The organism is Dyella sp. GSA-30, assembly GCF_027924605.1.
Taxonomy (GTDB): domain Bacteria; phylum Pseudomonadota; class Gammaproteobacteria; order Xanthomonadales; family Rhodanobacteraceae; genus GSA-30.
Window position 1 is genome coordinate 2782210 of sequence record NZ_AP027042.1, and the last position, 24974, is coordinate 2807183.

At 62.9% G+C, this 24974-nt stretch carries 18 protein-coding genes and 2 pseudogenes; 14 read left to right on the forward strand and 6 right to left on the reverse strand.

What is annotated here, in order from left to right; all coding sequences use genetic code 11:
- Positions 1 to 15: 15 nt before the first annotated feature.
- Positions 16 to 894 carry a DUF1684 domain-containing protein gene (locus QMG46_RS12280; protein ID WP_281848121.1) on the forward strand — a complete coding sequence of 293 codons (879 nt, stop codon included), beginning with the start codon at positions 16 to 18 and terminating at the stop codon, positions 892 to 894.
- Between the two features lie 108 nt (positions 895 to 1002).
- Here the strand turns inward: QMG46_RS12280 and QMG46_RS12285 are convergent, their stop codons facing one another.
- A complete protein-coding gene (locus QMG46_RS12285; RefSeq protein WP_281848122.1) occupies positions 1003 to 1785 on the reverse strand; it encodes an enoyl-CoA hydratase-related protein in 783 nt (260 codons plus the stop codon).
- 132 nt (positions 1786 to 1917) lie between these two features.
- Here QMG46_RS12285 and QMG46_RS12290 point away from each other — a divergent pair, with 132 nt between their 5' ends.
- The 3 genes and pseudogenes from QMG46_RS12290 to QMG46_RS12300 all read left to right on the forward strand — a co-directional run bounded on the left by QMG46_RS12290 (position 1918) and on the right by QMG46_RS12300 (position 4336).
- A complete protein-coding gene (locus QMG46_RS12290; RefSeq protein ID WP_281848123.1) occupies positions 1918 to 2634 on the forward strand; it encodes a BamJ family beta-barrel-assembly machinery protein in 717 nt (238 codons plus the stop codon).
- A 63-nt stretch (positions 2635 to 2697) separates the two neighbouring features.
- Positions 2698 to 3491 (forward strand): annotated as a pseudogene (locus QMG46_RS12295) (CoA pyrophosphatase).
- On the forward strand, positions 3488 to 4336 hold the full coding sequence (locus tag QMG46_RS12300; protein WP_281848124.1) for a sulfurtransferase: 849 nt from the start codon (positions 3488 to 3490) through the stop codon (positions 4334 to 4336). Before QMG46_RS12295 ends, QMG46_RS12300 begins: the two are co-directional and overlap by 4 nt.
- Here the strand turns inward: QMG46_RS12300 and QMG46_RS12305 are convergent.
- The 4 genes from QMG46_RS12305 to uvrA all read right to left on the reverse strand — a co-directional run bounded on the left by QMG46_RS12305 (position 4333) and on the right by uvrA (position 10252).
- Complete coding sequence (locus tag QMG46_RS12305; RefSeq protein ID WP_281848125.1) at positions 4333 to 5088, reverse strand: enoyl-CoA hydratase/isomerase family protein; 756 nt, start codon at positions 5086 to 5088, stop codon at positions 4333 to 4335. The genes QMG46_RS12300 and QMG46_RS12305 overlap by 4 nt on opposite strands.
- A gap of 314 nt (positions 5089 to 5402) precedes the next feature.
- On the reverse strand, positions 5403 to 6857 hold the full coding sequence (locus QMG46_RS12310; RefSeq protein WP_281848126.1) for a DUF4139 domain-containing protein: 1455 nt from the start codon (positions 6855 to 6857) through the stop codon (positions 5403 to 5405).
- Positions 6858 to 6962: 105 nt separating this feature from the next.
- A complete protein-coding gene (locus QMG46_RS12315) occupies positions 6963 to 7397 on the reverse strand; it encodes an acyl-CoA thioesterase (RefSeq protein ID WP_281848127.1) in 435 nt (144 codons plus the stop codon).
- Positions 7394 to 10252 (reverse strand): excinuclease ABC subunit UvrA, encoded by a 2859-nt coding sequence (gene uvrA, locus QMG46_RS12320; RefSeq protein WP_281848128.1) that lies wholly within the window; start codon positions 10250 to 10252, stop codon positions 7394 to 7396. The genes QMG46_RS12315 and uvrA overlap by 4 nt, the downstream gene beginning before the upstream one ends.
- A gap of 174 nt (positions 10253 to 10426) precedes the next feature.
- Here uvrA and QMG46_RS12325 point away from each other — a divergent pair, with 174 nt between their 5' ends.
- From QMG46_RS12325 to QMG46_RS12355, 7 genes and pseudogenes are all read left to right on the forward strand, one after another.
- Positions 10427 to 10957, forward strand: a complete 531-nt coding sequence (locus QMG46_RS12325; protein WP_281848129.1) for a DUF2059 domain-containing protein — start codon at positions 10427 to 10429, stop codon at positions 10955 to 10957.
- A gap of 154 nt (positions 10958 to 11111) precedes the next feature.
- Positions 11112 to 11426 (forward strand): 50S ribosomal protein L21, encoded by a 315-nt coding sequence (rplU, locus tag QMG46_RS12330; RefSeq protein ID WP_281848130.1) that lies wholly within the window; start codon positions 11112 to 11114, stop codon positions 11424 to 11426.
- Between the two features lie 25 nt (positions 11427 to 11451).
- On the forward strand, positions 11452 to 11709 hold the full coding sequence (rpmA, locus tag QMG46_RS12335; RefSeq protein ID WP_281848131.1) for a 50S ribosomal protein L27: 258 nt from the start codon (positions 11452 to 11454) through the stop codon (positions 11707 to 11709).
- A 179-nt stretch (positions 11710 to 11888) separates the two neighbouring features.
- Positions 11889 to 12968 carry an Obg family GTPase CgtA gene (gene cgtA, locus QMG46_RS12340; protein WP_281848132.1) on the forward strand — a complete coding sequence of 360 codons (1080 nt, stop codon included), beginning with the start codon at positions 11889 to 11891 and terminating at the stop codon, positions 12966 to 12968.
- 54 nt (positions 12969 to 13022) lie between these two features.
- Positions 13023 to 14492 (forward strand): DUF3375 domain-containing protein, encoded by a 1470-nt coding sequence (locus QMG46_RS12345; protein WP_281848133.1) that lies wholly within the window; start codon positions 13023 to 13025, stop codon positions 14490 to 14492.
- A complete protein-coding gene (locus tag QMG46_RS12350) occupies positions 14479 to 15141 on the forward strand; it encodes a DUF4194 domain-containing protein (RefSeq protein WP_281848134.1) in 663 nt (220 codons plus the stop codon). The genes QMG46_RS12345 and QMG46_RS12350 overlap by 14 nt, the downstream gene beginning before the upstream one ends.
- Positions 15138 to 18533: pseudogene (locus QMG46_RS12355) on the forward strand (SbcC/MukB-like Walker B domain-containing protein); the annotation flags it as partial. The gene QMG46_RS12350 and the pseudogene QMG46_RS12355, both read left to right, overlap by 4 nt.
- 315 nt (positions 18534 to 18848) lie before the next feature.
- Here QMG46_RS12355 and rpsT read toward each other — a convergent pair.
- The gene (gene rpsT, locus QMG46_RS12360; protein WP_281848135.1) at positions 18849 to 19112 is read right to left on the reverse strand and encodes a 30S ribosomal protein S20; all 264 of its coding nucleotides are present in this window, start codon (positions 19110 to 19112) and stop codon (positions 18849 to 18851) included.
- 247 nt (positions 19113 to 19359) lie between these two features.
- On the opposite strand from rpsT, the gene murJ reads away from it, so the two are divergent.
- The 3 genes from murJ (at position 19360) to ileS (ending at position 24937) form a co-directional block, all read left to right on the forward strand.
- The gene (gene murJ / locus QMG46_RS12365) at positions 19360 to 20952 is read left to right on the forward strand and encodes a murein biosynthesis integral membrane protein MurJ (protein WP_281852884.1); all 1593 of its coding nucleotides are present in this window, start codon (positions 19360 to 19362) and stop codon (positions 20950 to 20952) included.
- An 80-nt stretch (positions 20953 to 21032) separates the two neighbouring features.
- On the forward strand, positions 21033 to 21986 hold the full coding sequence (locus QMG46_RS12370) for a bifunctional riboflavin kinase/FAD synthetase (protein WP_281848136.1): 954 nt from the start codon (positions 21033 to 21035) through the stop codon (positions 21984 to 21986).
- 77 nt (positions 21987 to 22063) lie between these two features.
- A complete protein-coding gene (gene ileS, locus QMG46_RS12375; protein ID WP_281848137.1) occupies positions 22064 to 24937 on the forward strand; it encodes an isoleucine--tRNA ligase in 2874 nt (957 codons plus the stop codon).
- Positions 24938 to 24974: the final 37 nt, after the last annotated feature.

Below are 24974 nucleotides of genomic sequence, written 5' to 3' on the forward strand. Positions count from 1 at the left end.
CTTGGAGTGGTTACTGTGCACGCCGAAAATACCGTGTCGCCGTCTGACGCCTCTGCCGCCGAGGTGACGAAACAGGTCGAGCAATGGAAGCAGGGGCGCCTGCAGCGCCTTACCGCCCCGGACGGCTGGCTTAGCCTCGTCGGGCTGGAATGGCTGCACCCGGGCGCCAACCGGGTAGGCAGCGCCAGTGACAACGACATCGTGCTGAAAGTCGGCCCGGCGCACCTGGGCGTGGTCACCCTGGCCGCCGATGGCACGGCCAAGATCGTGCTGGCCAAGGACAGTGGTGCCACCATCGATGGCAAGCCGGCGCAAGAGGCGACACTGGTCGACGATATCCAGGCCGGTGAAAACGGTCATCCGACGACGATCGCCTTTGGTGCCGCGAATTTCTACGTGATCGAGCGCGATGGTCGCAAAGGGCTGCGCGTCAAGGATGCGGACGCGGCAACGCGCAAGCACTTCCTGGGGCTGGACTATTACCCGATCGACCCGTCCTGGCGCATCGTTGCCGACTGGGTGCCGTTCGATCCGCCGCACAAGCTGGAGATCGGTTCGGTCCTGGGCACCATCGACAAGGTCGACGTGCCGGGCAAGGCCGTCTTCAAGCGCGACGGTCATACCTTCGAACTGTTGCCGTATCAGGAAGAGCCGGGCGGCGAGCTGTTCTTCGTGCTGGCCGACCGCACCTCGGGCAAGGAAACCTATGGCGCTGCGCGTTTTCTCTACGCCGCGCTGCCGAAAGACGGCAAGGTGATCCTGGATTTCAATCGCGCCTACAACCCGCCGTGTGCCTTCACCGAATACGCGACTTGTCCGCTGGCGCCGCCGGAGAACCGGTTGGATGTCGCGGTAACCGCGGGCGAAAAGAAGTATCGCGGCTCCGAACACTAAAGCGGACCACCCTAGTTTTTGTAGGAGCGACTTCAGTCGCGACATCGCGGTTACGTCACGGTATGTCGCGACTGAAGTCGCTCCTACAAACTAGCTCGGTGTTGGCTTTCAGCGCCCCTTGAACTCCGCCTTGCGCTTCTCCAGGAACGCCGTCGTCCCCTCGCGCATATCGTCGGTCGAGAAAGCCAGTGCAAACGCTTGGGTCTCGAACTCAAGTCCTTGATCGATCACGGTCTCGCCGCCTTGCAGGATGGCATCGAGAATGCCGGCGGCGGCTAGCGGCGCGGCGGCGGCCAGTTGATCGGCCATCGCATTGATGGTGTCGTCCAGCGCCTCGGGCGCGACGACGCGGTTGACCACGCCCAGTTCATAGGCGCGCTGCGCGTTGATCGGCGCGCCGAGCAGACACAGCTCCAGCGCTGCGGCACGTCCGGCCAGACGCAGCAGGCGTTGCGTGCCGCCGAAGCCTGGAATCAGGCCGAGATTGATTTCCGGCTGGCCAAACCTGGCTTTTTCGCTGGCCACGCGCAGATGACAGGCCATCGCCAGCTCCATGCCGCCGCCCAGGGCAAAGCCTTGCACCCGTGCGATGACCGGTTTGCCCAGGCGCTCGATGCTGCTCATCAGGCGTTGCCCCGCACGCGAAAAGCCCTGCGCCTGCACCGGTGTGTATCCATTCATTTCGGCAATATCGGCGCCGGCGACGAATGCTTTCTCGCCTGCACCGGCCAATACCACGACACGCACCGCATCGTCCTGTGCAGCCTGGGCGAAGGCCAGGGTCAACTCGTTGAGCGTCTCGCGATTGAGCGCATTGAGTTTGTCCGGGCGGTTGACGACGATATGGCGCACCGCGCCGCGGTTGCTGATTTCCAGGTTGCGATAGGCCATGGCAAGTTATCCGGTAGATAAAGCCCAATATTATCAGCGGGAACCTTTGCGGCGGCCCGCTTTCTTATGCCTGATCCGGGCGCTGGATGCGTACGGGCATGGTAAGGTTCGCGAGTTGCGACGGAGGATGGCATGACACATTGGCGTTGGTTGGCTCTGGGCATGCTTTTGCTGGCAAGTCTGGCGCATGCGCAGAATCGCGCCGCCGCGCCCGGTCCGGCTCCCGTGAAGCTGGACAAGAACAAGCTTTCCTATGCGATCGGTTACCAGATCGGCAGCCAGTTCGCCGGCGGCGAACCGGATGTCGACATCGCCACACTGCAGAAAGCCATTCAGGACGCCTATAACAAACGTTCGCCCGCGGTGCCGATGCTCGACATGCATCGCCAGTTGCAGGCACTCGACAGTCAGGCCCACGATCAGGCGGTCGCTGAATTCAAGCGCATCGCCGCGTCGAACGCACGCAAGAGCGCGGACTACCTCGAACGCAACGCCAAGCAATCAGGCGTGGTGCAATTGCCCTCCGGCATTCAGTACCAGGTGTTGAAGAAGGGCGACGGTAGCGCCAGCCCGGTGGTGACCAGCATGGTCACGGTCAACTACCGCGGCATGCTGATCGACGGCACCGAGTTCGATAGCACCTGGGCCCGTGGCGCCCCAGTCAGCTTCATGGTCGACAAGGTCATTCGCGGCTGGCAGGACGTGATTCCGCGCATGCACGTGGGCGACCGCTGGAAAGTCGTGATCCCGCCGAATCTTGCCTATGGCGAAGGCGGTGCCTTGCCGCGTATCGGGCCGAACGAGGCCCTGGTGTTCGAAATCGAGCTGCTCGAAATCAAGCAGCCCTGATACGGGGCTGCTCTCGCACCGCAGCGTTTGGTCGGAGGCGACCTGAGCTAATATATGAGGCTCATGTCGAACGATTCCGCCCCCCTCATTACACCTCCGCTAAGCCCCTGCATCGGCATCTGCCGGCTGGATTTTCGCGGCTATTGCGAAGGTTGCCTGCGCAGCGGCGATGAGATCGCGCGCTGGCGCGGCATGGACGATGCCGAGCGCCTGCGCTATATGCGCGAGATTCTTCCCGCGCGGCGGCTCGATTGATGGGGCCGACGTGGCCCGAGCTGGAAGGCGCATTATTGCCGCTGTCGCAACCACCGACAGGGCCTGGCTGGAACCACGCCGAAATGGCCGATCTGCTGGGCGAAGGCGAGCGCCGTCCGGCTGCCGTACTGGTGGCCCTGCGAGAAAGCGTCGAGCCGCGATTGATCCTGACCGTGCGTACCGATCATTTGCAATCGCATGCCGGGCAGGTAGCGTTTCCCGGCGGCAGCATGGATCCGGACGATCGCGATGCCGTGCATACGGCCTTGCGTGAAGCGCACGAAGAAATCGGTCTCGACCCGACGCTCGTTACCCCCATGGGTTACCTCGACGGTTTCGAAACGATCAGTGGATTTCGCGTGACGCCGGTGGTGGCGCGCGTGTCCGCCGATGCGCCGGTGTATGCCGCCCCGGATGAGGTGGCGGATATCTTTGAAGTGCCGTTATCGTTCTTTCTGGAGCCGGCCAACCTGCGGCGTTACACCATGGATTTTCGCGGCCATCGTCGCGCCATGGTGGAATTCACGCACGGTGGCTACCGTATCTGGGGAGCGACAGCGGCCATGTTGTTGAATCTGCTGACGAGGCTCGGGCGCATATGACGTTGCACACGACGTTGGTTTCGGTCGATGAGCTGGCCGCATTGGCGGCCGAGGGTGTACTGATCGTCGATTGCCGTACCGATCTGGCCGATCGCAGCAAGAGCGAGCAGGCTTATCGCGAAGGGCATATCCCCGGCGCTGTCTATGCCAGCCTCGAAGACGATCTGTCCGATCTTTCGCGCATTCCGCAAGGTCTGGGCCGTCATCCCTTACCGATGGAATCCGCATTCAGCGCGCTGCTCTCGCGCTGGGGCTGGCAGCCCGGCATGCAGGTGGTTGCCTATGACAGCGCCGGTGGTGCGTTGGCCGCCGCACGTCTGTGGTGGATGCTGCGCCTGATCGGCGTACGCGATGTTGCCGTGCTCGATGGCGGTTATCAGGCGTGGCTGGCCGCGGGCCGGCCGGTGGAAACGAAGGTGCAGGAGCGTGCGGCGAGTAACGTCTCGGTGCATTACGACCCGGCGCAGGTGTTGTTTGAATACGACGCTTCGGATCGCTCCGGCGCATTGCTGATCGACGCGCGCGCCAATCCGCGTTTCCGTGGCGATATCGAGCCGCTCGATCCGGTGGCAGGACATGTGCCCGGTGCGCGCAATCGTCCTTATGGCGACAACCTCGACGAGCAGGGACGCTTCAAGTCCGCTGCAACATTGCGCGAGGAGTTTCGCTCGATACTCGGCGACAGCACGGCCGACCGGGTCGTGCATATGTGCGGTTCGGGTGTAACGGCCTGTCATAACTTGCTGGCCATGGAGCATGCCGGTCTGCACGGTGCGCGCCTGTACGCGCCTTCGTGGAGCGGCTGGGTCAGTAACCGCAGCCGCCCGGTGGCCAAGGGCGACTAGCCTTTGTTCTTCAGTCGCGCGACCAGTGCCTGCAGAACAGCCTGGGTCTGCGGATGGAAGAAGCCATCGATAAAGTCGTTCAACGGCAGGGCGTCGACGTCGGCATAGGCGGTGCTCAGATCGGCGCGTGCGGTCGCTCGTGTGGCAAGCATGGCGAGCGATGGGAGCGCCAGCACGTCGGTCAGCCAGTGCAGCGCACGCGGCACCACTTGTTCGACCGCGGTCAGCTCATCGACAAAGCCGTAGCTCAGTGCTTGTTCCGAATCGATCATCGCGCCGACCATCAGCAGACGTTCCGCGCGATAGGCGCCCACGACGCGGCGCAATGCCAGCTGGATGCATTCCGGCACGGACAGGCCCACCTGCACTTCATTCAAGCCGATGCGGAACGGACCGTTTGCCATGATGCGGTAGTCGCAGAACAGCGAGAGCACCGCGCCGCCGGCGGGGCTGTGGCCGGTAATGGCCGCAACCACCGGCACCGGGGAACGCGCCAGGCGCGCGCAGACGGTAAAGAAGGCATGCCAGTAGGTGCGGATGTCCTCGCGCTCGCGACCGAGCAGCGACGGTACGTCGACGCCGGCGGAAAACATGCCTTGCGCGCCGGACAGCACGATGCCGCGTGCGCCATCGGCTACGGCGCGATCCAACGCATCGCGCAGAGCGTGCAGCAGTTCCAGATTCAGTGCGTTGACCGGCGGTCGCGCGAGATTGATTTCGACGATGGCGTCGTGGGCGATGATGTTGAGCATGGCACGGCCTGGAGGCGGGAGAGGGAAGATGCCATTGGCCGATAAAATGGGGCGGGATGCAACAGGCGGTGCAGCAAGGGTTTGTTTCAAACGGGAATGGAGACGTGCTGTTCGTGAGTCGTCCGTGACTCACCTGTGACTCATTCGTGACTCACCTAGTCGTCATTCCGGCGCAGGCCGGAACCCAGTGGGCTCAGTTGTGGGTTTTCGCGAACACATCCAAGAGTGATGAGGCGGCGACGCGACAACCGATTACTGAAGTCACTGGGTTCCGGCCTGCGCCGGAATGACGAGTAGGTGGGACCGAGGTTTCGTTACTGCGGCTTGATGTCAGCCGCCCACTGATAACGCACCGAATATTCCAGCGTAGCCTTGCCATGCGCAGGCACCTCAACCCGGAAATCCAGCGTGTCCGGCGATTGCTTGCCCGGCTTGACTGACGACGAAGTCACCGTCCATTCGCGCCAACGACTGGGATGTTCGCGCACTGTGATCGTGCGCGCGCTGTCCCCGGCATTGCTCAGGTCGATCTTGAACGACTCATCCATCGTGCGTGCGGCTTGATCCACTTTGAATGCCGTGCGCTCGCGTTTCGCGGTGAGGTCGAATGCCTGTCCCAATGTGATGGTGGCATCCTGGCCTTTGGCGGTGTCATTGATGCGTCCTTCGCCGATCACCTGTGGCGTGCCACTGCGATCCGCAGTCAGGACACGCAGGAAGCCGGCGGGCAGACTGTCGAAGGCCTTGATCTGCACCGTGCTTATGACGTTGCCGCCGTCGCTCATCAGGTCCGGTGAAATGTATGGTTGCGGAGGATGCCATCCGCGGTTACCCGATTCGTAGAGTGCTGTCTGCTCGCAATCGATCGTGCGCGTGGCATACAGCGGCGATTGCGTCACGCTGCCATCGGGTAGATCGATACTGCCGGGCAGCGTATAGCTGCGGTAATCGGCCAGCGTGGCTTGTTCGGGCATCGCGTCGATCGAAGCCATCGCTGCCGGAGCCGCCTTGGCCATCATGTACGCGCGCGGCGCCGACGGCTTGCTCAAGTTCGGCTCGCCGGCGATCAGCGTCAGCTTAAGGCCATTCCAGTCACGGCCGCTGCGGTTGGCGATGCTGGCACGCGCTTCGAAACGCATCTTGCAACTGCTGCCCGGCTGCAAGGTACCAATATAAGAAGCACGCCAACCCAGGCCCGAGGTGGGGTAGCTAAGTACCGCATCGGCCTTCTCGGTGCGCTCGCTCTGGACCCGAACCTGCAACACCGATCCTGGCGTCATATCGCCGTTTCCGAGAATGCCCGCATAGCTGCGAATCAGGGCGGTGCCTTGAGGACCTTTGATCAGCAACCCATTGTTGGCGCTGATCAGGGTGCCGCTGATCATGGGCTTGCCGTCGGGGCCCAGCACCGAGATATCTTTGCCGACCAGGCTGCCGGCAATCGCGTCCTGGCCCTGGCCGAGAATCAACCGCTGCGAAATCACCTTCGCGCCGCCATCGATCGACAGCGACAGGCCTTCGGTATCGAGGAACTGCGGCAGGCCGCTCAGGCTAACGTCTTGCACGCCGCTTTTCAGATCCAGCGCGCGCGGCTCGCGTGCCACGGCGTAGCCGGACGAGACGCTGCCATTGTTGTCGGCACTGAAAAGCGAACTGTCGTCGCTGCGATAAAGCGTCAACTCGGTATGGTCGAGTGTCGCGGCAGCGGCCTGGCCGGCAAAAGCGGTGGCGCAGGCAAAGGCGAGCAGGGAGGGGGAAGGGCGGCGCATGGGGCGAACTCCTTTCGTGGGATCCGCGCCGATCTTACCCATATCGCATGAAGCTGCGGCATCCGTGCCGCAGCCTCGATCAACCCCAAACAGGGGTTCTGTGCGTTATGCCGCCGCGCTGTCGCGAACGACCTGCGGCAGCGGCACGGATTTACCGGTCTGCGGGTTCATCCACACCATCACCACATGCCCGTCGCAATAGACGCGCTCGCTGTCGCTCGCGTCGACAATGCGGTGGCCGATGACCATCGAGGTATTGCCCAGGCGCTGGTTGAACAGTTGCACGCGGACCTGTGCCGGCCACGCGATCGGCCGGCGATAGTTGACTTCGCTGGCCGCCATCACGGGTGCGGCCTGTGCATTCATCCACTCGCCCGGCAGTTGCTGCAGCCACTGCAAACGGGCTTCTTCCAGATAGGTGAGATAGTTGGAGTTATTGACGTGGTTGAACGCATCGAGATCGCGCCAACGGACGCTGATGTCCGCCTCGATCAATGCGACGGTGGGTGCGCTGTCCACGATGGTACCGGTCGAACTCATGCTTTCTTTTTCCGTGCCTTTGGCTTTCTGATTTCAAGATGCGGCGCCAGGAAGCGGCCCGTATGCGAGTTGGGTGTTTCCGCGACGACTTCCGGCGTGCCCGATACCAGGATGCGCCCACCGCCGCCACCGCCTTCGGGGCCTAGGTCGACGATCCAGTCGGCGGTCTTGATCACGTCGAGGTTGTGCTCGATGACCACCACGGTATTGCCTTGGTCAACCAGTTGATGCAGCACGTCGAGCAATTGCTCGATATCGTGGAAATGCAGGCCGGTGGTCGGTTCGTCGAGGATATACAGCGTGCGGCCTGTATCGCGCTTGGACAATTCCTTGGACAACTTGACGCGCTGCGCCTCGCCGCCGGACAGCGTGGTCGCGCTCTGGCCGAGCTTGATGTAATCCAGGCCGACCGCACGCAAGGTATCGAGCTTGCGCGCGATGGTCGGCACGTTCTCGAACAGCTTCAGTGCGTCTTCCACAGTCATGCCGAGCACGTCGGAAATGGTGTGGCCCTTGTACAGAATCTCCAGCGTCTCGCGGTTGTAGCGCTTGCCGTGGCAGACGTCGCAAGGCACGTAGACGTCGGGAAGAAAGTGCATCTCCACCTTGATCATACCGTCGCCTTCGCAGGCCTCGCAGCGGCCGCCGCGCACGTTGAAGCTGAAGCGGCCCGGCGTGTAGCCGCGCGAGCGTGCCTCGGGCACCTGCGCGAACATCTCGCGCAGCGGCGTGAACAGGCCGGTATACGTGGCCGGGTTCGAGCGTGGCGTGCGGCCGATCGGCGACTGGTCGATGTCGACAACCTTGTCGAACAGCTCCAGCCCTTCGATCGATTTGTACGACGCCGGTTGCGCACTGGAACCGTTCAATTCGGCGGCGGCCAGACGGAACAGGGTGTCGTTGATCAGGGTGGACTTGCCCGAACCCGAGACGCCGGTGACGCAGGTAAACAGTCCCGCAGGAATATCCAGGTTCACGTTCTTGAGGTTGTTGCCGCTGGCACCCTTAAGATGGAGCCACGAGTCCTTGTCCGTCTGCTCGCGGCGTTCCTGCGGTACTTCGATCGCACGCTTGCCGGAGAGGTACTGGCCGGTGACCGAGCGTGGCGAGTTGAGGATGTCCTTCATACTGCCTTGTGCGACGATTTCGCCACCATGCACACCTGCACCGGGGCCGATATCGAGCACATGGTCGGCGGCGCGAATGGCGTCCTCGTCGTGTTCCACCACGATGACCGTGTTGCCGAGATCACGCAGCCGCGTGAGCGTGCCGAGCAGGCGCTCGTTGTCGCGCTGATGCAGGCCGATCGACGGTTCGTCCAGCACATACATCACGCCGACCAGGCCGGCGCCGATCTGCGATGCCAGGCGGATGCGCTGGGCTTCGCCGCCGGACAAGGTGTCGGCCTGGCGATCCAGTGTGAGGTAGTTGAGACCGACGTCGTTGAGGAAGGTCAGACGTTCGCGAATTTCCTTGACGATCTTCACCGCGATCTCGCCGCGCCAGCCAGCCAGCTTCAGCGCATCGAAGAAAACCAGCGTGTCGTCGATCGAGCGCGAAGTCAGCGAAGGCAGCGCGTGGTCGGCAACGAACACGTTGCGCGCCGAGCGATTCAAGCGCTGGCCGCCGCAGTCGGGGCAGGGATGATCGCTGATGTACTTGGCCAGCTCTTCGCGTACGGCTGGTGATTCGGTTTCTTTGTAGCGGCGTTCGAGATTGGGCAGGATGCCTTCGAAGGCATGCTCGCGCGTGACCTTACCGCCGCGCTCGGTCAGGTAGCGGAAGGCGATCTTGTCCTTGCCGCTGCCGTAAAGCACTGCCTGCTGGACCGTATTGGACAGCTTCTGCCACGGCGTATCGACATCGAAGCCGTAGTGGTTGGCCAGCGACATGATCAACTGGAAATAGTGCGCGTTGCGCCGGTCCCAGCCACGCACCGCGCCGCCGGAAAGCGGCAGCTCCGGGTGGCCGACCACGCGCGACGGGTCGAAGACCTGGGTCACGCCCAGGCCGTCGCAGGTCGGGCAGGCGCCGACCGGCGAGTTGAACGAGAACAGGCGCGGTTCCAGTTCCGGCAGCGAGTAATCGCATACCGGGCAGGAATAGCGCGACGACATCAATTGTTCCGGCGCCTTCGGATCGTCCATGTCCGCCAGGATCACCAGGCCGTCGCCAAGCCGCAGTGCGGTCTCGAACGATTCGGCCAGGCGCTGCTTGATGTCTTCGCGCGGACGGAAACGGTCGATCACCGCTTCGATGGTGTGCTTCTGGCGCAAGGTCAGCGGCGGCACCGCATCGAGATCGAACACCGTACCGTCGACGCGGGCGCGCACGAAACCCTGGGCACGCAATTGCTCGAACACCTGCACATGTTCGCCCTTGCGCTCGCGGATCACCGGCGCCAGCAGCATGAAGCGCTTTTCCGGGTCGAGCGCGAGGGTGGAGTCGACCATCTGGCTGACCGTCTGGGCTTCCAGCGGAATGCCGTGATCGGGGCAGCGCGGTGTGCCTACGCGCGCATACAGCAGGCGCAGGTAGTCGTAGACCTCCGTAATGGTGCCGACGGTCGAGCGCGGGTTGTGCGAGGTGGACTTCTGCTCGATCGAGATCGCCGGGGACAGGCCTTCGATGTGATCGACCTCCGGCTTTTCCATCATGGAGAGGAATTGCCGCGCATAGGCCGACAGCGATTCGACATAGCGTCGCTGCCCCTCGGCATAGATGGTGTCGAAAGCCAGCGACGACTTGCCCGAGCCGGAAAGGCCGGTGATGACGATCAGCTTGTCACGGGGCAGGTCAAGGTCGATGTTCTTCAGATTGTGCGTGCGCGCGCCGCGTATGCGGATCGTATCCATAGCACCTGGGGTGTCGGGGGTTGGGAAAACTGTACTATATCAAACCGCTCAGGTTACTTATTGCGGCGTGGTGGTGTTCCGAGGGGGTTGTGGCTTAATACCGGATGCGGCCGTACTCGGGTCGCCGGCAGGCCTCTTATCTGGGGCTGAAATACGAATAATCGAGGGATAACGATGAAAAAGAGCGTATGGCTGAGTCTGGGCGCGGGTCTGGCGCTGACATTGACAGCCGGGCAGGCGTTGGCCGCCCAGGCGACCGAGGCCAAGGTTCGCGAGCTCATGGACGCTGTGGGGGTCGGCAAGATGCTGTCGCAGATGAACGGCCAGATGGCCGGCGTGATGCAGCAGACGCTGCCTTGCGTGCCAGGCAGCTACTGGCAGGGCTTTATCGATGCCAACGGCACCCAGCAACTGATCGGCCGCATGGTGCCGATCTACCAGCGCCACTTCACCGCCGAGGACGTCGACGGCCTGCTGAAGTTCTATCGTTCTCCGCTTGGCCAGAAGGTGATCACCGAAATGCCGGCGACTATGGCCGAAGGCATGCAGATCGGCCAGCAATGGGGCCAGGAGCGTGGTCGCCAGATGATTACCGAGCTGCAGCAGAAGGGCACTCTGGATGCCCAGGGACGCTGTCCGGCCTCGCCAGCGGCCGCTCCGGCGACTCAGCCGGCAGCACCGGCCAAGGGCAAGGGGAAGAAGTGATTTGGGATTTGAGGGGTGAGGGCCTGGTTGGCTTCACCCTTCTATCTGGTCACTAATTGACCAGCCTCCCTTCCCCCCGATATACTCCGCAGTTCGCCAAGCCCGAAAGGCTTTGAGCGAAACCCAAGAGAATAACGACAGAAGGGATAATCCCATGAGTTATGCAGTCATCAAGACCGGTGGCAAGCAGTACCGCGTTCAGCAGGGCGATGTCCTGCGCGTGGAACTCTTGAACGCCGAAGAAGGCGCCAGCGTGAATTTCGACCAGGTGCTGCTGGTCGGTTCGGGCGAGAGCATCACCGTCGGCGCGCCGACCGTGAGCGGTGCCACCGTCAGTGCCACCGTGCGTAAGCACGGCCGCGCCGATAAGATCCGCATCGTCAAGTTCCGCCGCCGTAAGCACTACAAGAAGCAGCAGGGACATCGTCAGCACTTCACCGAAGTCGAGATCACGGGCATCAACGCCTGATCCGCCAATTCTGGAGTAATCAGTCATGGCACATAAAAAAGGCGTAGGTTCGTCGCGCAACGGTCGCGATTCGAACCCGAAGTACCTCGGCGTGAAGATCTACGGTGGCCAGGCCATCGAAGCCGGTAACATCATCGTGCGTCAGCGCGGTACCCAGTTCCATCCGGGTACCGGCGTGGGCCTCGGCCGCGACCACACCCTGTTCGCCCTGGTGGACGGCGTGGTGCAATTTGCGGTTCGCGGCGAGAAGAACCGTCGTTACGTCGACGTCGTCCAGGGTTAATTCCCCGGCGCCGTTGCGGTAAAGGCCCCGCCTCGGCGGGGCTTTTTCGTTGTAAGAGCAGTAAATGGTCAACAGTAAATGGTCAGTGGGAAGAGCCGGGTAGCCGGTTCTGCGGACCATTGCCTAAGAATTGCCGTTTGCTTTTCCCATTCACTGTTTACCCTTTACCATTGACCCCTATGAAATTCGTCGACGAAGCGATCATCAAAGTCCATGCCGGTGACGGCGGCAACGGCTGCATCAGCTTCCGTCGCGAGAAGTTCATCCCGTTCGGTGGCCCCGACGGCGGCGATGGCGGTAGCGGTGGCTCGGTCTGGCTGATTGCCGACGAGGGCCTCAATACGCTGATCGATTTCCGCCACCAGCGCAGCTTCAAGGCGCAGCGCGGCCAGAACGGCATGGGCAGCGACATGTACGGCAAGGGTGGCGAAGACACCACCGTTCGCGTGCCGATCGGCACCGTGGTGACCAACGTCGACACCGATGAAATCATCGGTGACCTCACCGTGCACGGCCAGCGCCTGCTGGTGGCGCAGGGTGGCAAGGGCGGCCTGGGCAATATCCACTTCAAGAGTTCGGTCAACCGCGCGCCGCGCAAGTCGACGCCGGGTACGCCGGGCGAAGTGCGCGAGCTCAAGATGGAGCTGAAGCTGTTGGCCGACGTCGGCCTGCTGGGCTTCCCCAATGCCGGCAAGTCCACGTTTATCCGTGCGGTGTCGGCGGCGACGCCGCGCGTGGCCGATTATCCGTTCACCACGTTGCATCCGAATCTGGGTGTGGTGAGCCTCGGTACCGACCAGAGCTTCGTCATTGCCGATATCCCTGGACTGATCGAGGGCGCAGCCGATGGCGCGGGTCTCGGTATCCAGTTTCTGCGCCACGTTTCACGCACGCGCATCCTGCTGCATCTGGTGGACATCGCGCCGATCGACGGCAGCGACCCGGTCGAGCAGGTGCGTGCGATCGAGCAGGAGCTGCTCAAGTTCGACCCCGAATTGTTGGAGCGTCCGCGCTGGCTGGTGCTCAACAAGGCCGACGTGTTGCCCGACGACGAGCGCCAGGCGGTTGCCGAAGGCATCGTTGAGCGTCTCGAATGGAAGGAACCCTGGTTCCTGGTCTCGGCGATCGCACGCGAGAACACCATGGCCGTCTGCCAGCAGGTGCAGCGCTTCTTCGAATCGCAGCGTAACCTGCGCGAGAGCCGCGATGACATGCTGCCCGGCGATGTGCGCCTGCGCGGCGAAGTGTCTGGCGAGTAAGCCGCTCGCCGGTTTGGATCAGCGAAGGATCGTCGCGGGGGCGCCATTCCAAGCATGAAGTTGCAAGCTCGTATCGCCGGATACCGGCGGCTGCGCGAACAAGCCCTGTGGCGGCTGCTGGCCGCCGATCACGCGCCTGAAATCATCGGTCTTCTGCAGACGGTATTGATGGACGGCGAGCGCAAGCTCGGTGCATCCGTGCTGCTGGAGCGCCTGCAATACCAGCTGGACACGCTCAATGCGTCGGAGCTGCCACGCGAGTTGCCGCGTACGGCCCAGGCCTATGTCGCCGACTGGCTGTCCAAGGGCATCCTGGAACGTCGTCTGCCCGACGATGCGCTGGAAGAAGAATACGAGCTATCGGCGCAGGCGGCACAGGCCATCCGTTTTATCGGCGGCCTCGACGCGCAGCGTAGCGCCGCCACGGAAAGTCGCCTGGCCCTGGTGATCGAGCAACTCGTCCGTCTGGCCGAACAGACCGAAACCGATCCAGCCGCACGTCTGTCCGCCCTCTATGCAGAGCGTGACCGCATCGATGCCGAAATTACGCGTATCGGCACCGGCAAGGTGGCCGCCATCGATGGCAAGCGCGCCCTCGAACGTACGCGCGAAATCATTCAGCTGGCCGACGAGCTTACCGAGGATTTTCGTCGCGTGCGCGACGATTTCGAGCGACTCAATCGGGAATTTCGCGAACGTATCATCGACGATGAAGGCGAGCGTGGCGACGTGCTTGACCGGTTGTTCGAAGGTGTGGACGTGATCGGCGAAAGCGAGGCTGGCCGAAGCTTCAACGCCTTCTGGAGTCTGCTTAACGATGTCGAGCAGAGTGCGCAGCTCGACGCGGCACTGGAAGAAGTTCTTTCACGCAATTTCGCGCGCAAGTTGCAGCGCAACGAGCGGCAGTTTTTGCGCGGTATTACCGGCGTCATGCTTGAACGCGGTGGCGAAGTACACGATGTGCTGCAGACCTTTGCCCGCAGCCTGCGCGGTTTCGTGCAGAGTCGCGGCTACCTGGAACAGCGGCGGCTCAACCAGTTGCTCAAGCAGGCGCAGGCCGAGGCCTTGCAACTGCGCGACTCGGTGCATACCCGCCAGCGCACGTCCTATACCTTGCAGCTGACGACCAGCCGCCTGCGCTCGTTATCGCAATGGAAGCTGCACGACCCGCGGAGCACCAGAATCGACGGTCGCATCGACCGTAGCGGTGGCGCGGCCATTTCGCTCGATAGCGTGAGCGAACTGGTGGCCCAGTCCGAAATCAATTTCCGCGGCCTGCGCCGCGATCTGCACGAACTGTTGGACACGCACGAGCAACTTTCCATTGGGCAGGTGCTGCTGCAGAAACCGGCCGAACAAGGCCTGGGCAGCGTGATCGGCTATCTGTCACTGGCAACACGCCATGGCGTGGTTGCCGACGGCGAATGGGAGGCGATCAGCTGGCTCGGCGGCGACGGAAGCTGGCGGCATGCTCGCGTACCCCTGGTGTGGTTCCTGAAAGAGAAGCGCAATGAATTTGCTTGAGGACGAACTCCCCATCGAGGAAGTCAGCGCGACGCCATCGAAATCCGGCGCGCTCTTCGATGGCGATACTGGCAGCTTGCCGTTGGACGCGCGTCGCGCGCTTTGCCAGCTGTTGAGCGGACCCAGCCTGGATGCGGGTCGTCACGACACGCTGTGGCCGGCATTGCTGCGCTACGAGTCACCGGTGCGTTCGCATCTATGCGAGCTGTTCCTTGAGCTGGTGATCGACCGCGAGGCCGGTGTGGCCTTTACGCGTCAGGCCGATACCGGCGAGCTGGATACACCCGTATTGCTGCGCTCGTCGCCGTTGACCTTCATCGACTCGGTCCTGCTGCTGCACCTTCGTCAACAACTGGCCGAGGCGGAAGCCCGCGGTCATCGCGCGGTGGTCGAAGAGGCCGCCTTGTCCGATGCGCTTTCGGTCTACGAAAAGAATCTGTCCACCGACCGGGCCGGTTTCGCCAAGCGCGTGTCTTCGTCGATCGCCAAGATGAAGGAAAACCACGTGCTGGAAAAACTACGCGGCAGCGAAGATCGCTACGAAGTCTCGCCCGCCTTGAAGCTGCTGTTTTCTGCCGAAGACGTGCAGGCGCTGGCACAGGTTTACCGCGAGCTGCGCGATGCTGGCGATGACGAGGTAGACGCATGAGCACCAAGCCCAAGGCGCCGCGTAAGAGTGCACCGAAAAAGCCCAAGCCGGTGCGCACGGTCGCGCCGTCGCTGTTTCTATCGGATTTGCCCGATCCGCGCGACGAACAGTTCCGCATGCGCCGCCTGCAGGTGTTCAACTGGGGCACGTTCAGCGGTCTGGTCGAAGTGCCTATTGCCGAGCGTGGCTTTCTGTTTGTCGGTCGCTCCGGCTCAGGCAAGTCCACCTTGCTCGACGCGATGTCCGCCTTGCTCGTGCCGCCGAACCTGGTCGATTTCAACGCCGCCGCGCGTGAAGCCGAGCGCAGCGGGCGTGACCGAAATCTCGCCTCCTATGTCCGCGGCGCCTGGGCCGATCAGCACGATAGCGATTCGGGCGAGATCGCCACCCAGTATCTGCGCAAGGGCAGTACCTGGGCGGCGCTGGCGCTGGAGTATGGCAATCGCCTTGGCCAGACCGTGAGCGTGATCCGCATGTTCTGGATCGCCGGTAATGGTTCGGCAGCGGCAGACGTCAAAAAACATTACATGGTCACCGAGCGTGCATTCGATATTGCCGCCGAACTGGACGGTTTCGACCTCGACCTGCGCCGCCTGAAAAACCGGCTGGGCGATGACGTTCATCACTTCGATACCTTTGCCGGTTATGCCGAGCGTTTTCGCCGCCTGCTGGGCATCCAGAACGAGATGGCACTGAAGCTGCTGCACAAGACGCAGTCGGCCAAGAACCTGGGCGATCTCAACCAGTTCCTGCGCGGTTTCATGCTGGACGAGCCGGAAACCTTCGCCGCGTCGCAACGCCTGGTCGCGGATTTTGCCGAGCTCGATGCCGCGCACAAGTCCGTGGTGATCGCGCGCGAGCAGGTCGACACTTTGTCGCCCGCCCGCGTTGCGCACGACGACCTGCTGACGCTGCGTCGGCAGACCGGCGAGCTGCGTGAGCTGCACCTTTGCGTGGACGCCTACCGTGAACAGCGCCGTCTGGTCCTGCTGGACGCGCGCATGGCCGAGATCCAGGTACAGGACACGGCGCTCGCCGGCGAGGTGGCGCAGCGGCGCCAGACGGTGGAAAACCACGATCAGCGTCTGGCGGATCTTGAACGTCAACGGCGCGAGCAGGGCGGCGATGCGCTCGATGCACTCGAGCGCGAACATGGTCAGGTGACGCGCGAACGCGACGATCGCCTGCGCCGCCGCGGCAAGGTCGAACAAGCCTGTCGCGAACTCGCCTGGAACCTGCCGGGTACGGCACAAGGCTTTGCCGAAATTGTTGGTCAGGCGCGAGAGTTACTGGACGGCGCACGCGATCGTGCGGCTGGCGTCGAAGACCGCATGGATGCGATCAAGCGCGAACGCGTGCAGGCCGAGCAACGCTTTGCCGAGGTGCGTGCCGAAATCGACGCCTTGAAGCGCAACCCGTCGAACATTCCGGCGCCGGTTCAGGCCATGCGTGCGCGCCTGTGTCAGGAGCTTGGCCTCTCCGAGAACGCGTTGCCATTTGTTGGCGAGCTGTTGCAGGTCAAGAGCGAGCACGCCGCGTGGCGTGGCGCGATCGAGCGCGTGCTGCATGGATTCGCGCTTTCGCTGCTGGTCGACGAGCAGCATTACGCCGAAGTATCGGCCTGGATCAACAAGACTCATCTGGGCGGCAAGCTGGTTTACTACCGTGTCGGTCATGTCGATGCGCTGCGCGGTCGCGCTCTGGACGCGCGCTCGATGGTGCATCGGTTGGATATTCGCGACCACGCGCACCGCGACTGGCTATCGGCCGAGTTGTCGCGTCGTTTCGACTATACCTGTGTGGATACGGCGGCGGCTCTGCGCCATGCCGAGCGTGCGATCACTCGCGAGGGCCAGGTCAAGCATCCAGGCGATCGTTTCGAGAAGGATGACCGTCGCGCGGTCGACGACCGTCGTCACTGGATCCTTGGCTTCGATAATCGCGACAAGCTGGGCGTTTTCGAGCAGGAAGGGCAGGGGCTGGCGCAAACCATTGCGCAAAGCGCGGCGGCGCTCGATACGTTGAAGGCCGAGCGCGACGCCGATGGCGACCGCCGGGTGTCGGCGGCCAACCTGCTGCATGTGGAATGGGAAGAGATCGACGTGGCGCCGAAGCTGCGCCGCCTGGGTGATATCGAAACCCAGTTGCAGCAGTTGCGTCAGGGCGATGCGAGCCTGCAGGACGTGATGCAGCGGCTCGACGAAGAGCGCACCTTGCGTGTCCGCGCCGCCAAGACATACGAAGATGCGATGGCCGAACGGCTGGCCGTGGGCAAGGAGCGGGAGCGGATCGAAGCGCGTCGCGAGGGTTGTGCATCCAGAGCTGGTGAGATGCCGCTGTCGCCGATGCAGTCCCAGGGGCTTGCGGGGCGCCTGCCAGCGCACCCGCCGCTTACGCTGGACAACCTGGACGGCCAGGTCAATCAGGTCGAGCGTGGCTTGAACGAATCGCTGGCCCATCAGGCCGCGCAGGACAACGCACTAGTTCAGGCCATCGAAGAATGTTTCCGCGCGTTCTGCCGCCGTTGGCCCCAGGATGGCGGTGACTTCACGCCGAATATGGATTCCGCCGAAGGCTTTCTCGCCCGCCTGCGCCGGCTGGAGCTCGACGGCCTGCCCAAGCATGAGGCGCGCTTCTTCGATCTGTTGCAAAGCCAGAGCAAGCAGAACCTGCTGGTCCTGCAGAAACACATGACCGAGGCGCGCAAGTCGATCGGCCAGCGCATGGACGAGGTCAACGAGAGTCTGGAGCGCGTCCCCTTCAACCGAGGTACGCTGTTGCAGATCGATCTCTCCGATCGCGGTCTGCAGGAGGTGCGCGACTTCCAGCAGCAGCTGCGCGACGTGCTATCGCACAACCAGACCGAAGATCGTGAGCGCGCCGAAGCGCAGTTCGCGATCCTGCGCCAGTTGGTGGCCCGACTCGGGGCGGATGACCCAGAGCACAAGCGTTGGCGCGAGCAGGTGCTGGACGTGCGCCAGCATGTCGAATTCGTTGGCGTGGAAATGGAGGCCGATACGCGTCGGCAGATCGAGGTGTATCGCAGCGGCGCGGGCAAGTCCGGCGGTCAGCGGCAGAAGTTGGCCACCACCTGTCTGGCCGCCGCATTGCGTTATCAGCTTGGTGGTGATGACGGCCACCTGCCGCGCTATGCGCCGGTGGTGCTCGACGAGGCGTTCGACAAGGCCGACAACGAGTTCACTGCGTTGGCGATGAATATCTTCGAGAACTTCGGGTTTCAGATGGTAGTGGCCACGCCGTTGAAATCGGTGATGACGCTGGAGCCTTTTATTGGCGGGGCGTGTTTTGTCGATATCACTGGACGCCATGATTCGGGCGTGTTGCTGATCTCGTATGACGAGGATGCCAGGCGGCTGGCGTTGCCGGAGAAGGTGCGTGAGGTTGAGGTGGTGTAAGAGCCCCCCTCACCCCAACCCTCTCCCCCGGCAGAGCCAGGGGAGAGGGAGCACACTGAGGCAAGTTTTAATCGTGCGCGTTTTAGCTCCCTCTCCCCTGGCTCTGCCGGGGGAGAGGGCTGGGGTGAGGGGGCGCTCTCGATCAGAAAACAAAAAAAAGCCGACTTTCGCCGGCCCGCTTTTATAGGTAAACAAAAAAGCCGACTCACGCCGGCCCGCTTTTATAAGTAAACAAAAAAGCCGGCTCACGCCGGCTTTTCTTATCCAACCCGAATGTAATCCAAGGCCGGCTTACGCCAGCTCGTGGATCTTCGCGTTGAGGCGGCTCTTATGACGAGCGGCCTTGTTCTTGTGGATCAGGCCGCGGGCGGCGTAACGATCCATCACCGGCTGGGCGGTGGCAAAGGCTTCGACAGCGGCAGCCTTGTCCTTGGCCTCAATGGCCTTGATGACCTTCTTGAGGGCGCTGCGCACCATGGAACGGGCGCTGACGTTGCGCAGGCGGCGCTGCTCGGACTGGCGCGCACGCTTCTTCGCGGACTTGATGTTGGCCAAGGTAGAACTCCGAAATCGTTAGGGTTGGAAAAAGACGGCGATTATCACGTCTTTGCGTCGCTACGTCAATAGCTTAGCTCGGGGCGACGCAGGCGAGGATCGCCATTTTGCCACATCTGGCCTGTCATCTTGCCCGATGGGGCTGTCAAACTACGCGCCTTTTCGGGCAAGACCGCAGTTTACTCGGTTTTGCCGCCCATTCCGCCTCCCAAGAGAAGGTTCCGGCGACCGCATGAAGTCCCCCAGCATGTTCCGCGGGCTGCTCTCGTTCAGCAGCATGACGATGGTTTCGCGCGTCCTCGGGCTGGTCCGGGATATGTCGATCAATATGGCGTTTGGCGCGAATGCAGCCACGGACGCTTTCTGGGTAGCGTTCCGCATCCCCAATTTCATGCGTCGGTTGTTCGCCGAGGGCTCGTTTTCCACCGCTTTCGTACCGGTCTTCACGGAAGTGAAGGAAAAACGTCCCCACGAAGACCTCAAAGGGCTGATGTCCCGGGTCTCGGGCACCCTGGGCAGCGTCCTGCTGATCATTACGGCACTGGGCATCATTTTCGCCCCCCAGGTGGCCTCGCTTTTCGATTCGGGCGCGGCGGCCGAGGCCGGCAAGTACGAGCTGACCGTCGACCTGTTGCGCCTGACCTTTCCCTTCCTGCTGTTCGTCTCGCTGACGGCGTTGTCGGGCGGGGCGTTGAACAGCTTTCATCGTTTCGGCGTGCCGGCACTGACGCCGGTGATCCTCAACCTGTGCATGATCGCCGGCGCCCTGTGGTTGTCGCCGCGCTTGCATACCCCGATCCTGGCGATGGGTTGGGCGGTGCTGGCGGCCGGCCTGCTGCAGTTGCTGTTCCAGCTCCCCGCTCTGCGGCAGCTGGACCTGCTGACGCTGCCGCGCTGGGGCTGGAAGGACCCGGATGTGCGCCGGATCATGCGGCTGATGGTCCCGACCCTGTTCGGCTCCTCGGTGGCGCAGATCAACCTGCTGCTGGACACCCTGATCGCCGCCCACCTGATCGACGGCTCGCAAAGCTGGCTCTCGCAGGCCGACCGGTTTCTCGAGCTTCCGCTGGGAGTGTTCGGCGTGGCTCTGGGTACGGTAATCCTGCCATCGCTGTCACGTCACCACGTGGCCACCGATCGGTCCGGTTTTTCGATGGCGCTCGACTGGGGGCTGCGCACCACGTTGCTGATCGCGGTACCGGCGATGTTCGCGCTGATGCTGCTGGCCGAGCCGCTGGTGGCGACGCTGTTCCAGCATGGCGCGTTCACTGCGTTCGACACGCACATGGCGACCTTGTCGATTTCCGCGCTGAGTTTCGGCCTGCCGGCCTTTGCCCTGGTCAAGGTGGTGTTGCCGGCGTTCTACGCGCGCCAGGACACGCGTACGCCGGTCCGTGCGGGCGTCGCGTCGCTGGTGGCCAATATGGTGTTCAACCTGCTGTTTCTGGCCTTGCTGTTCAGTTGGTGGGCGTCGCCCGAGATCAAGCAATTGCCGGTGATGGAAGCGTTGGTCAAGGTGCCGGGGCTGCATATGGCACTGGGCATGGCGAGTGCGACGGCCAGCTATATCAATCTGGCGCTGCTGTGGCGTTGGTTGGGCAAGGCCGGCGTCTATGAGCGCCAGCCGGGGTGGGGGCGTCATTGGGTGCGGCTGGGCTTGTCATGCGCGGTGATGATCGTCGTGCTGCTGCTGGGTCGATGGTTGTGGCCGGATTGGTCCACGACGACGTGGTGGACGCGCGTCTGGCATCTGGGCATGCTGGTGGCTGCCGGCGGTGGTGCGTATGTCGCAACGTTGTTTGCAACCGGTTTCCGTATGCGCGACTTGCGCGGCGTGTAAAGGCGCTGGGCCCCGGCGTCTTGGGCCTTCAGGACGATTTCGGACGGCCAGAATCCAGGTCCAGCCGCTATACTCGGCCGATGATGAGACTTTCCAGGGACGTCGCGGGCCCTTGTCTGGCCCCCGGCGGTAGCGTGGTTGCCGTTGGCGCCTTCGATGGCCTGCATCGCGGGCATCAGGCGCTGTTGGCGCAGGTGCGTGAGCGCGCGCAGATCAGCGGCTGGACGCCGACGGTGGTGAGCTTCGAGCCGCTGCCGCGGGCATTTTTTTCGCCTGTGCCGGTGCCGCGGCTTTCCGGCGTGCGCGAAAAGCTGAAAGGCTTTGCTGCGGCCGGGATCGAGCAGGCCTTGCTGCTGCGTTTCAATAAAGCCCTTACCGCCATGTCGGCCGAGGATTTCGTGCAGCGCGTGCTGGTCGAGCGCTTGGCCGCCCGTGAAGTATGGGTCGGCGGGGATTTTCGTTTCGGTCACAAGCGCGCAGGCGACGTCGCCTTGTTGGAAACGATGGGCGCGGCCTGTGGTTTCGAAGCGCATGTGATGGCGCCGGTATTGCTGGAAGGCGAACGTGTCTCGGCCACCCGCGTGCGCAGCCTGCTCGCCGCCGGCCAATTTGGCGCCGCCGAGCCGCTGCTGGGCCGGCCGTTCGTGATCGAGGGCAAGGTCGAGTACGGCAACCAGCTTGGTCGCACCCTTGGCTTTCCCACCGCCAACATCCATCTTCGTGAGAGGGTCACGCCGGTGCAGGGCATTTTTGCCGTCCGCGTCGGCCTGGGCGAAAGCGAGTGCAGTTGGCCCGGTGTCGCCAGCCTGGGCGTACGGCCCACGGTGAACGAAGTGGCCGAGCCCTTGCTCGAAGTCCATCTGTTCGACTTCGATGGCGATCTGTACGGTCGACGCATGGCGGTGGAGTTTGTCGCCAAGTTGCGTGACGAGCAGAAGTTCGACGGCCTGGAAGCGTTGACGGCCCAGATGAATCGCGACGCACGTGAAGCGCGCGCGGCACTGGGCATGAATCCGCGTCTGGCCGAAGCGTGACCTAAGTTTTTCAAGAATCGCGCGGCACCGTTCGGCGACGAGCCGGTGCCGACCACTACCCGATGGCAGCGTAAACAATGAGCAAGGATTACAAGAGCACCATCCATCTGCCGCAGACGGAATTTCCGATGCGCGGCGATCTGCCCAAGCGCGAGCCGAACTGGCTGGCGGAATGGGAGAAGGTGGACCGCTATGCGCAGATTCAGGCGCAGACCGCCGGTCGCGACAAGACGTTCGTGCTGCACGACGGCCCGCCCTATGCCAACGGCATGATTCACCTGGGCCATGCGGTCAACAAGGTGCTCAAGGACGTCGTGGTCAAGTCCAAGCTGATGGCCGGCTATCGCTCGCCTTACGTGCCCGGCTGGGACTGCCACGGCTTGCCGATCGAAATCGCCATCGAAAAGAAATTCGGCCGCGTCGGTGACAAGCTGGATGCCGACGCCTTCCGCCAGAAGTGCCGCGAATATGCGCAACAGCAGATCGATCTGCAGCGCACCGACTTCAAGCGGCTTGGCGTGCTGGGCGACTGGCAGAATCCGTACCGCACCATGGACGCCAAATACGAAGCGGACATGCTGCGTGCATTGGGCAAGATCGTCGAGAACGGGCACGTCGTGCGCGGCGCCAAGCCGGTGTACTGGTGCTTCGACTGCGGCTCGGCACTGGCCGAGGCGGAGATCGAGTACGGCGATAAGGTCTCGCCGGCCGTCGACGTAGCCTACGATGCCGTCGATGCAAAAGCGCTGGCGGCGAAGTTCGGTGTCGATGCCGGCGATGCGATCGTCGCCATCCCGATCTGGACCACCACGCCGTGGACGCTGCCGGAAAGCCAGGCCGTCTCGCTCGGTGCGGCGATCGACTATGTGCTGATCAAGGCACCCAAGCGCGACGGGCGCGAGGTGTGGGTCGTGGTCGCGCAGCGCCTGGCCGATAAGGTCGCGCACCGCTATATGCAGGTCGAGCACGCCGAGCAGGTGGCGGGCAGTGTCGCGGTAGCGGGTGCGGAACTCGATCGCGTCGCTCTGCGTCATCCGTTCTATCCGCGCGAAGTGCCGGTGATTCTTGGCGACCACGTGTCGGATGAAGACGGTACCGGTGCAGTGCATACCTCGCCCGATCATGGCGCGGAAGATTTCGTCGCCGCCAAGCCGTATGGCATCGACACGCTCAACTACATCGGTTCGCGCGGCACGTACGGCGACAACACGCCGAACGTGGGCGACACCGTGCTGGTCGGTCAACATATCTGGAAGGCCAACGATCAGATCGTCGAGTTGCTGCGCGAGCGTGGCGTGCTGCTGGCGTTTGCCAAGATCGAGCACAGCTATCCCAATTGCTGGCGCCACAAGACGCCGGTGATCTTCCGCGCGACGCCGCAGTGGTTTATCAGCATGGAGCAGAAGGGTCTGCGCAAGACCTCGCTCGATGCGATCAAGACCGTGCGCTGGATCCCCGGCTGGGGTGAGGAGCGCATCTCCGGCATGATCGCCGACCGCCCGGACTGGTGTATCTCGCGCCAGCGTACCTGGGGCGTGCCGATCGCGCTGTTCGTGCACAAGACAACGCAGGATCCGCATCCCGATTCCGTCGCGCTGCTCGAAAAAGTCGCGCAGAAGGTGGAGCAGGGCGGTATCGATGCGTGGTTCGCACTCGACCCGGTCGAGCTGCTGGGCGCGGACGCGGACAACTACGAAAAAGTCACCGACGTACTCGATGTGTGGTTCGATTCGGGTACGAGTCACTTCACCGTGGTCGGCCAGCGTCCCGAGCTGCAGCAAGGCACCGCGAGCGAATACAAGGTGATGTACCTGGAAGGCAGCGATCAGCATCGCGGCTGGTTCCATTCTTCGTTGCTCACCTCGGCGGCCATCTACGCGCGTGCGCCCTACCAGGAAGTGCTCACCCACGGCTTCACCGTGGATGCGCAGGGCCGCAAGATGTCCAAGTCGCTGGGCAACGGTATCGAGCCGCAGGACATCATGAAGAACCTGGGTGCGGACATCCTGCGCCTGTGGATCTGCTCGACCGACTACCGCAACGAAATGTCGCTGTCGGACGAAATCCTGAAGCGCGTGGCCGATACGTATCGCCGTATCCGTAACACTGCACGCTTCCTGCTCGGTAACCTGGATGGTTTCGATCCGGCGACGCAGTTGCTGCCGGTGACCGACAGCGTGTTGCTCGACCAGTGGGCCGTGCAGCAGGCCTACGACACACAGCAGGCAGTGGCGGCCGCATACGATCGTTACGACTTCCCGGAAATCGTGCAGCGCGTGCAGAATTTCTGCACCAACGAAATGGGCGCGCTGTATCTGGACATCACCAAGGACCGGCTCTACACGATGCCGGAAAACAGCCATGGTCGCCGCAGTGCGCAGAGTGCGATGTATCGCATCCTCGAAGCCCTGGTGCGCTGGCTGGCGCCGATGCTGAGTTTCACCGCCGAGGAAATCTGGCAGCACATGCCGGGCAAGCGCAGCGAAAGCGTGATGTTCGAGACCTGGTACGACGGTCTGGCCGCGACGCAGGGTTCGCCCGAACAGCGCCGTTACTGGTCCGATCTGTTGGTCATTCGCGACACCGCTTCGCGTGTGCTCGAAGAGATGCGCAAGGGTGGTCAGATCGGCGCGTCGCTCGAAGCGAAGCTCGCCATTCACGCCGACCAGGCCGTCGTGTCGCGTTACGCGTCGGCGATGGAAGAGATGCGTTTCTTCTTCATCACCTCCGATCTGCGTCTGGATGTTGCCGGCGGTCAGCCGGAGACGGCAGTGCTCACCGAGCTGGAAGGGGCCGATGTGTGGGTGTCGGCCACGGTCAGCGAAGCGCCCAAGTGCATCCGCTGCTGGCATCGTCGCGACGACGTCGGTACGCATGCCGAGCATCCGGAGCTGTGCGGCCGTTGCGTGAGCAATGTCGACGGTCCGGGCGAAGATCGCCATTACTTCTAAGACGCAAGGGCGCACCTCAAGGGTGCGCCTGATTTTT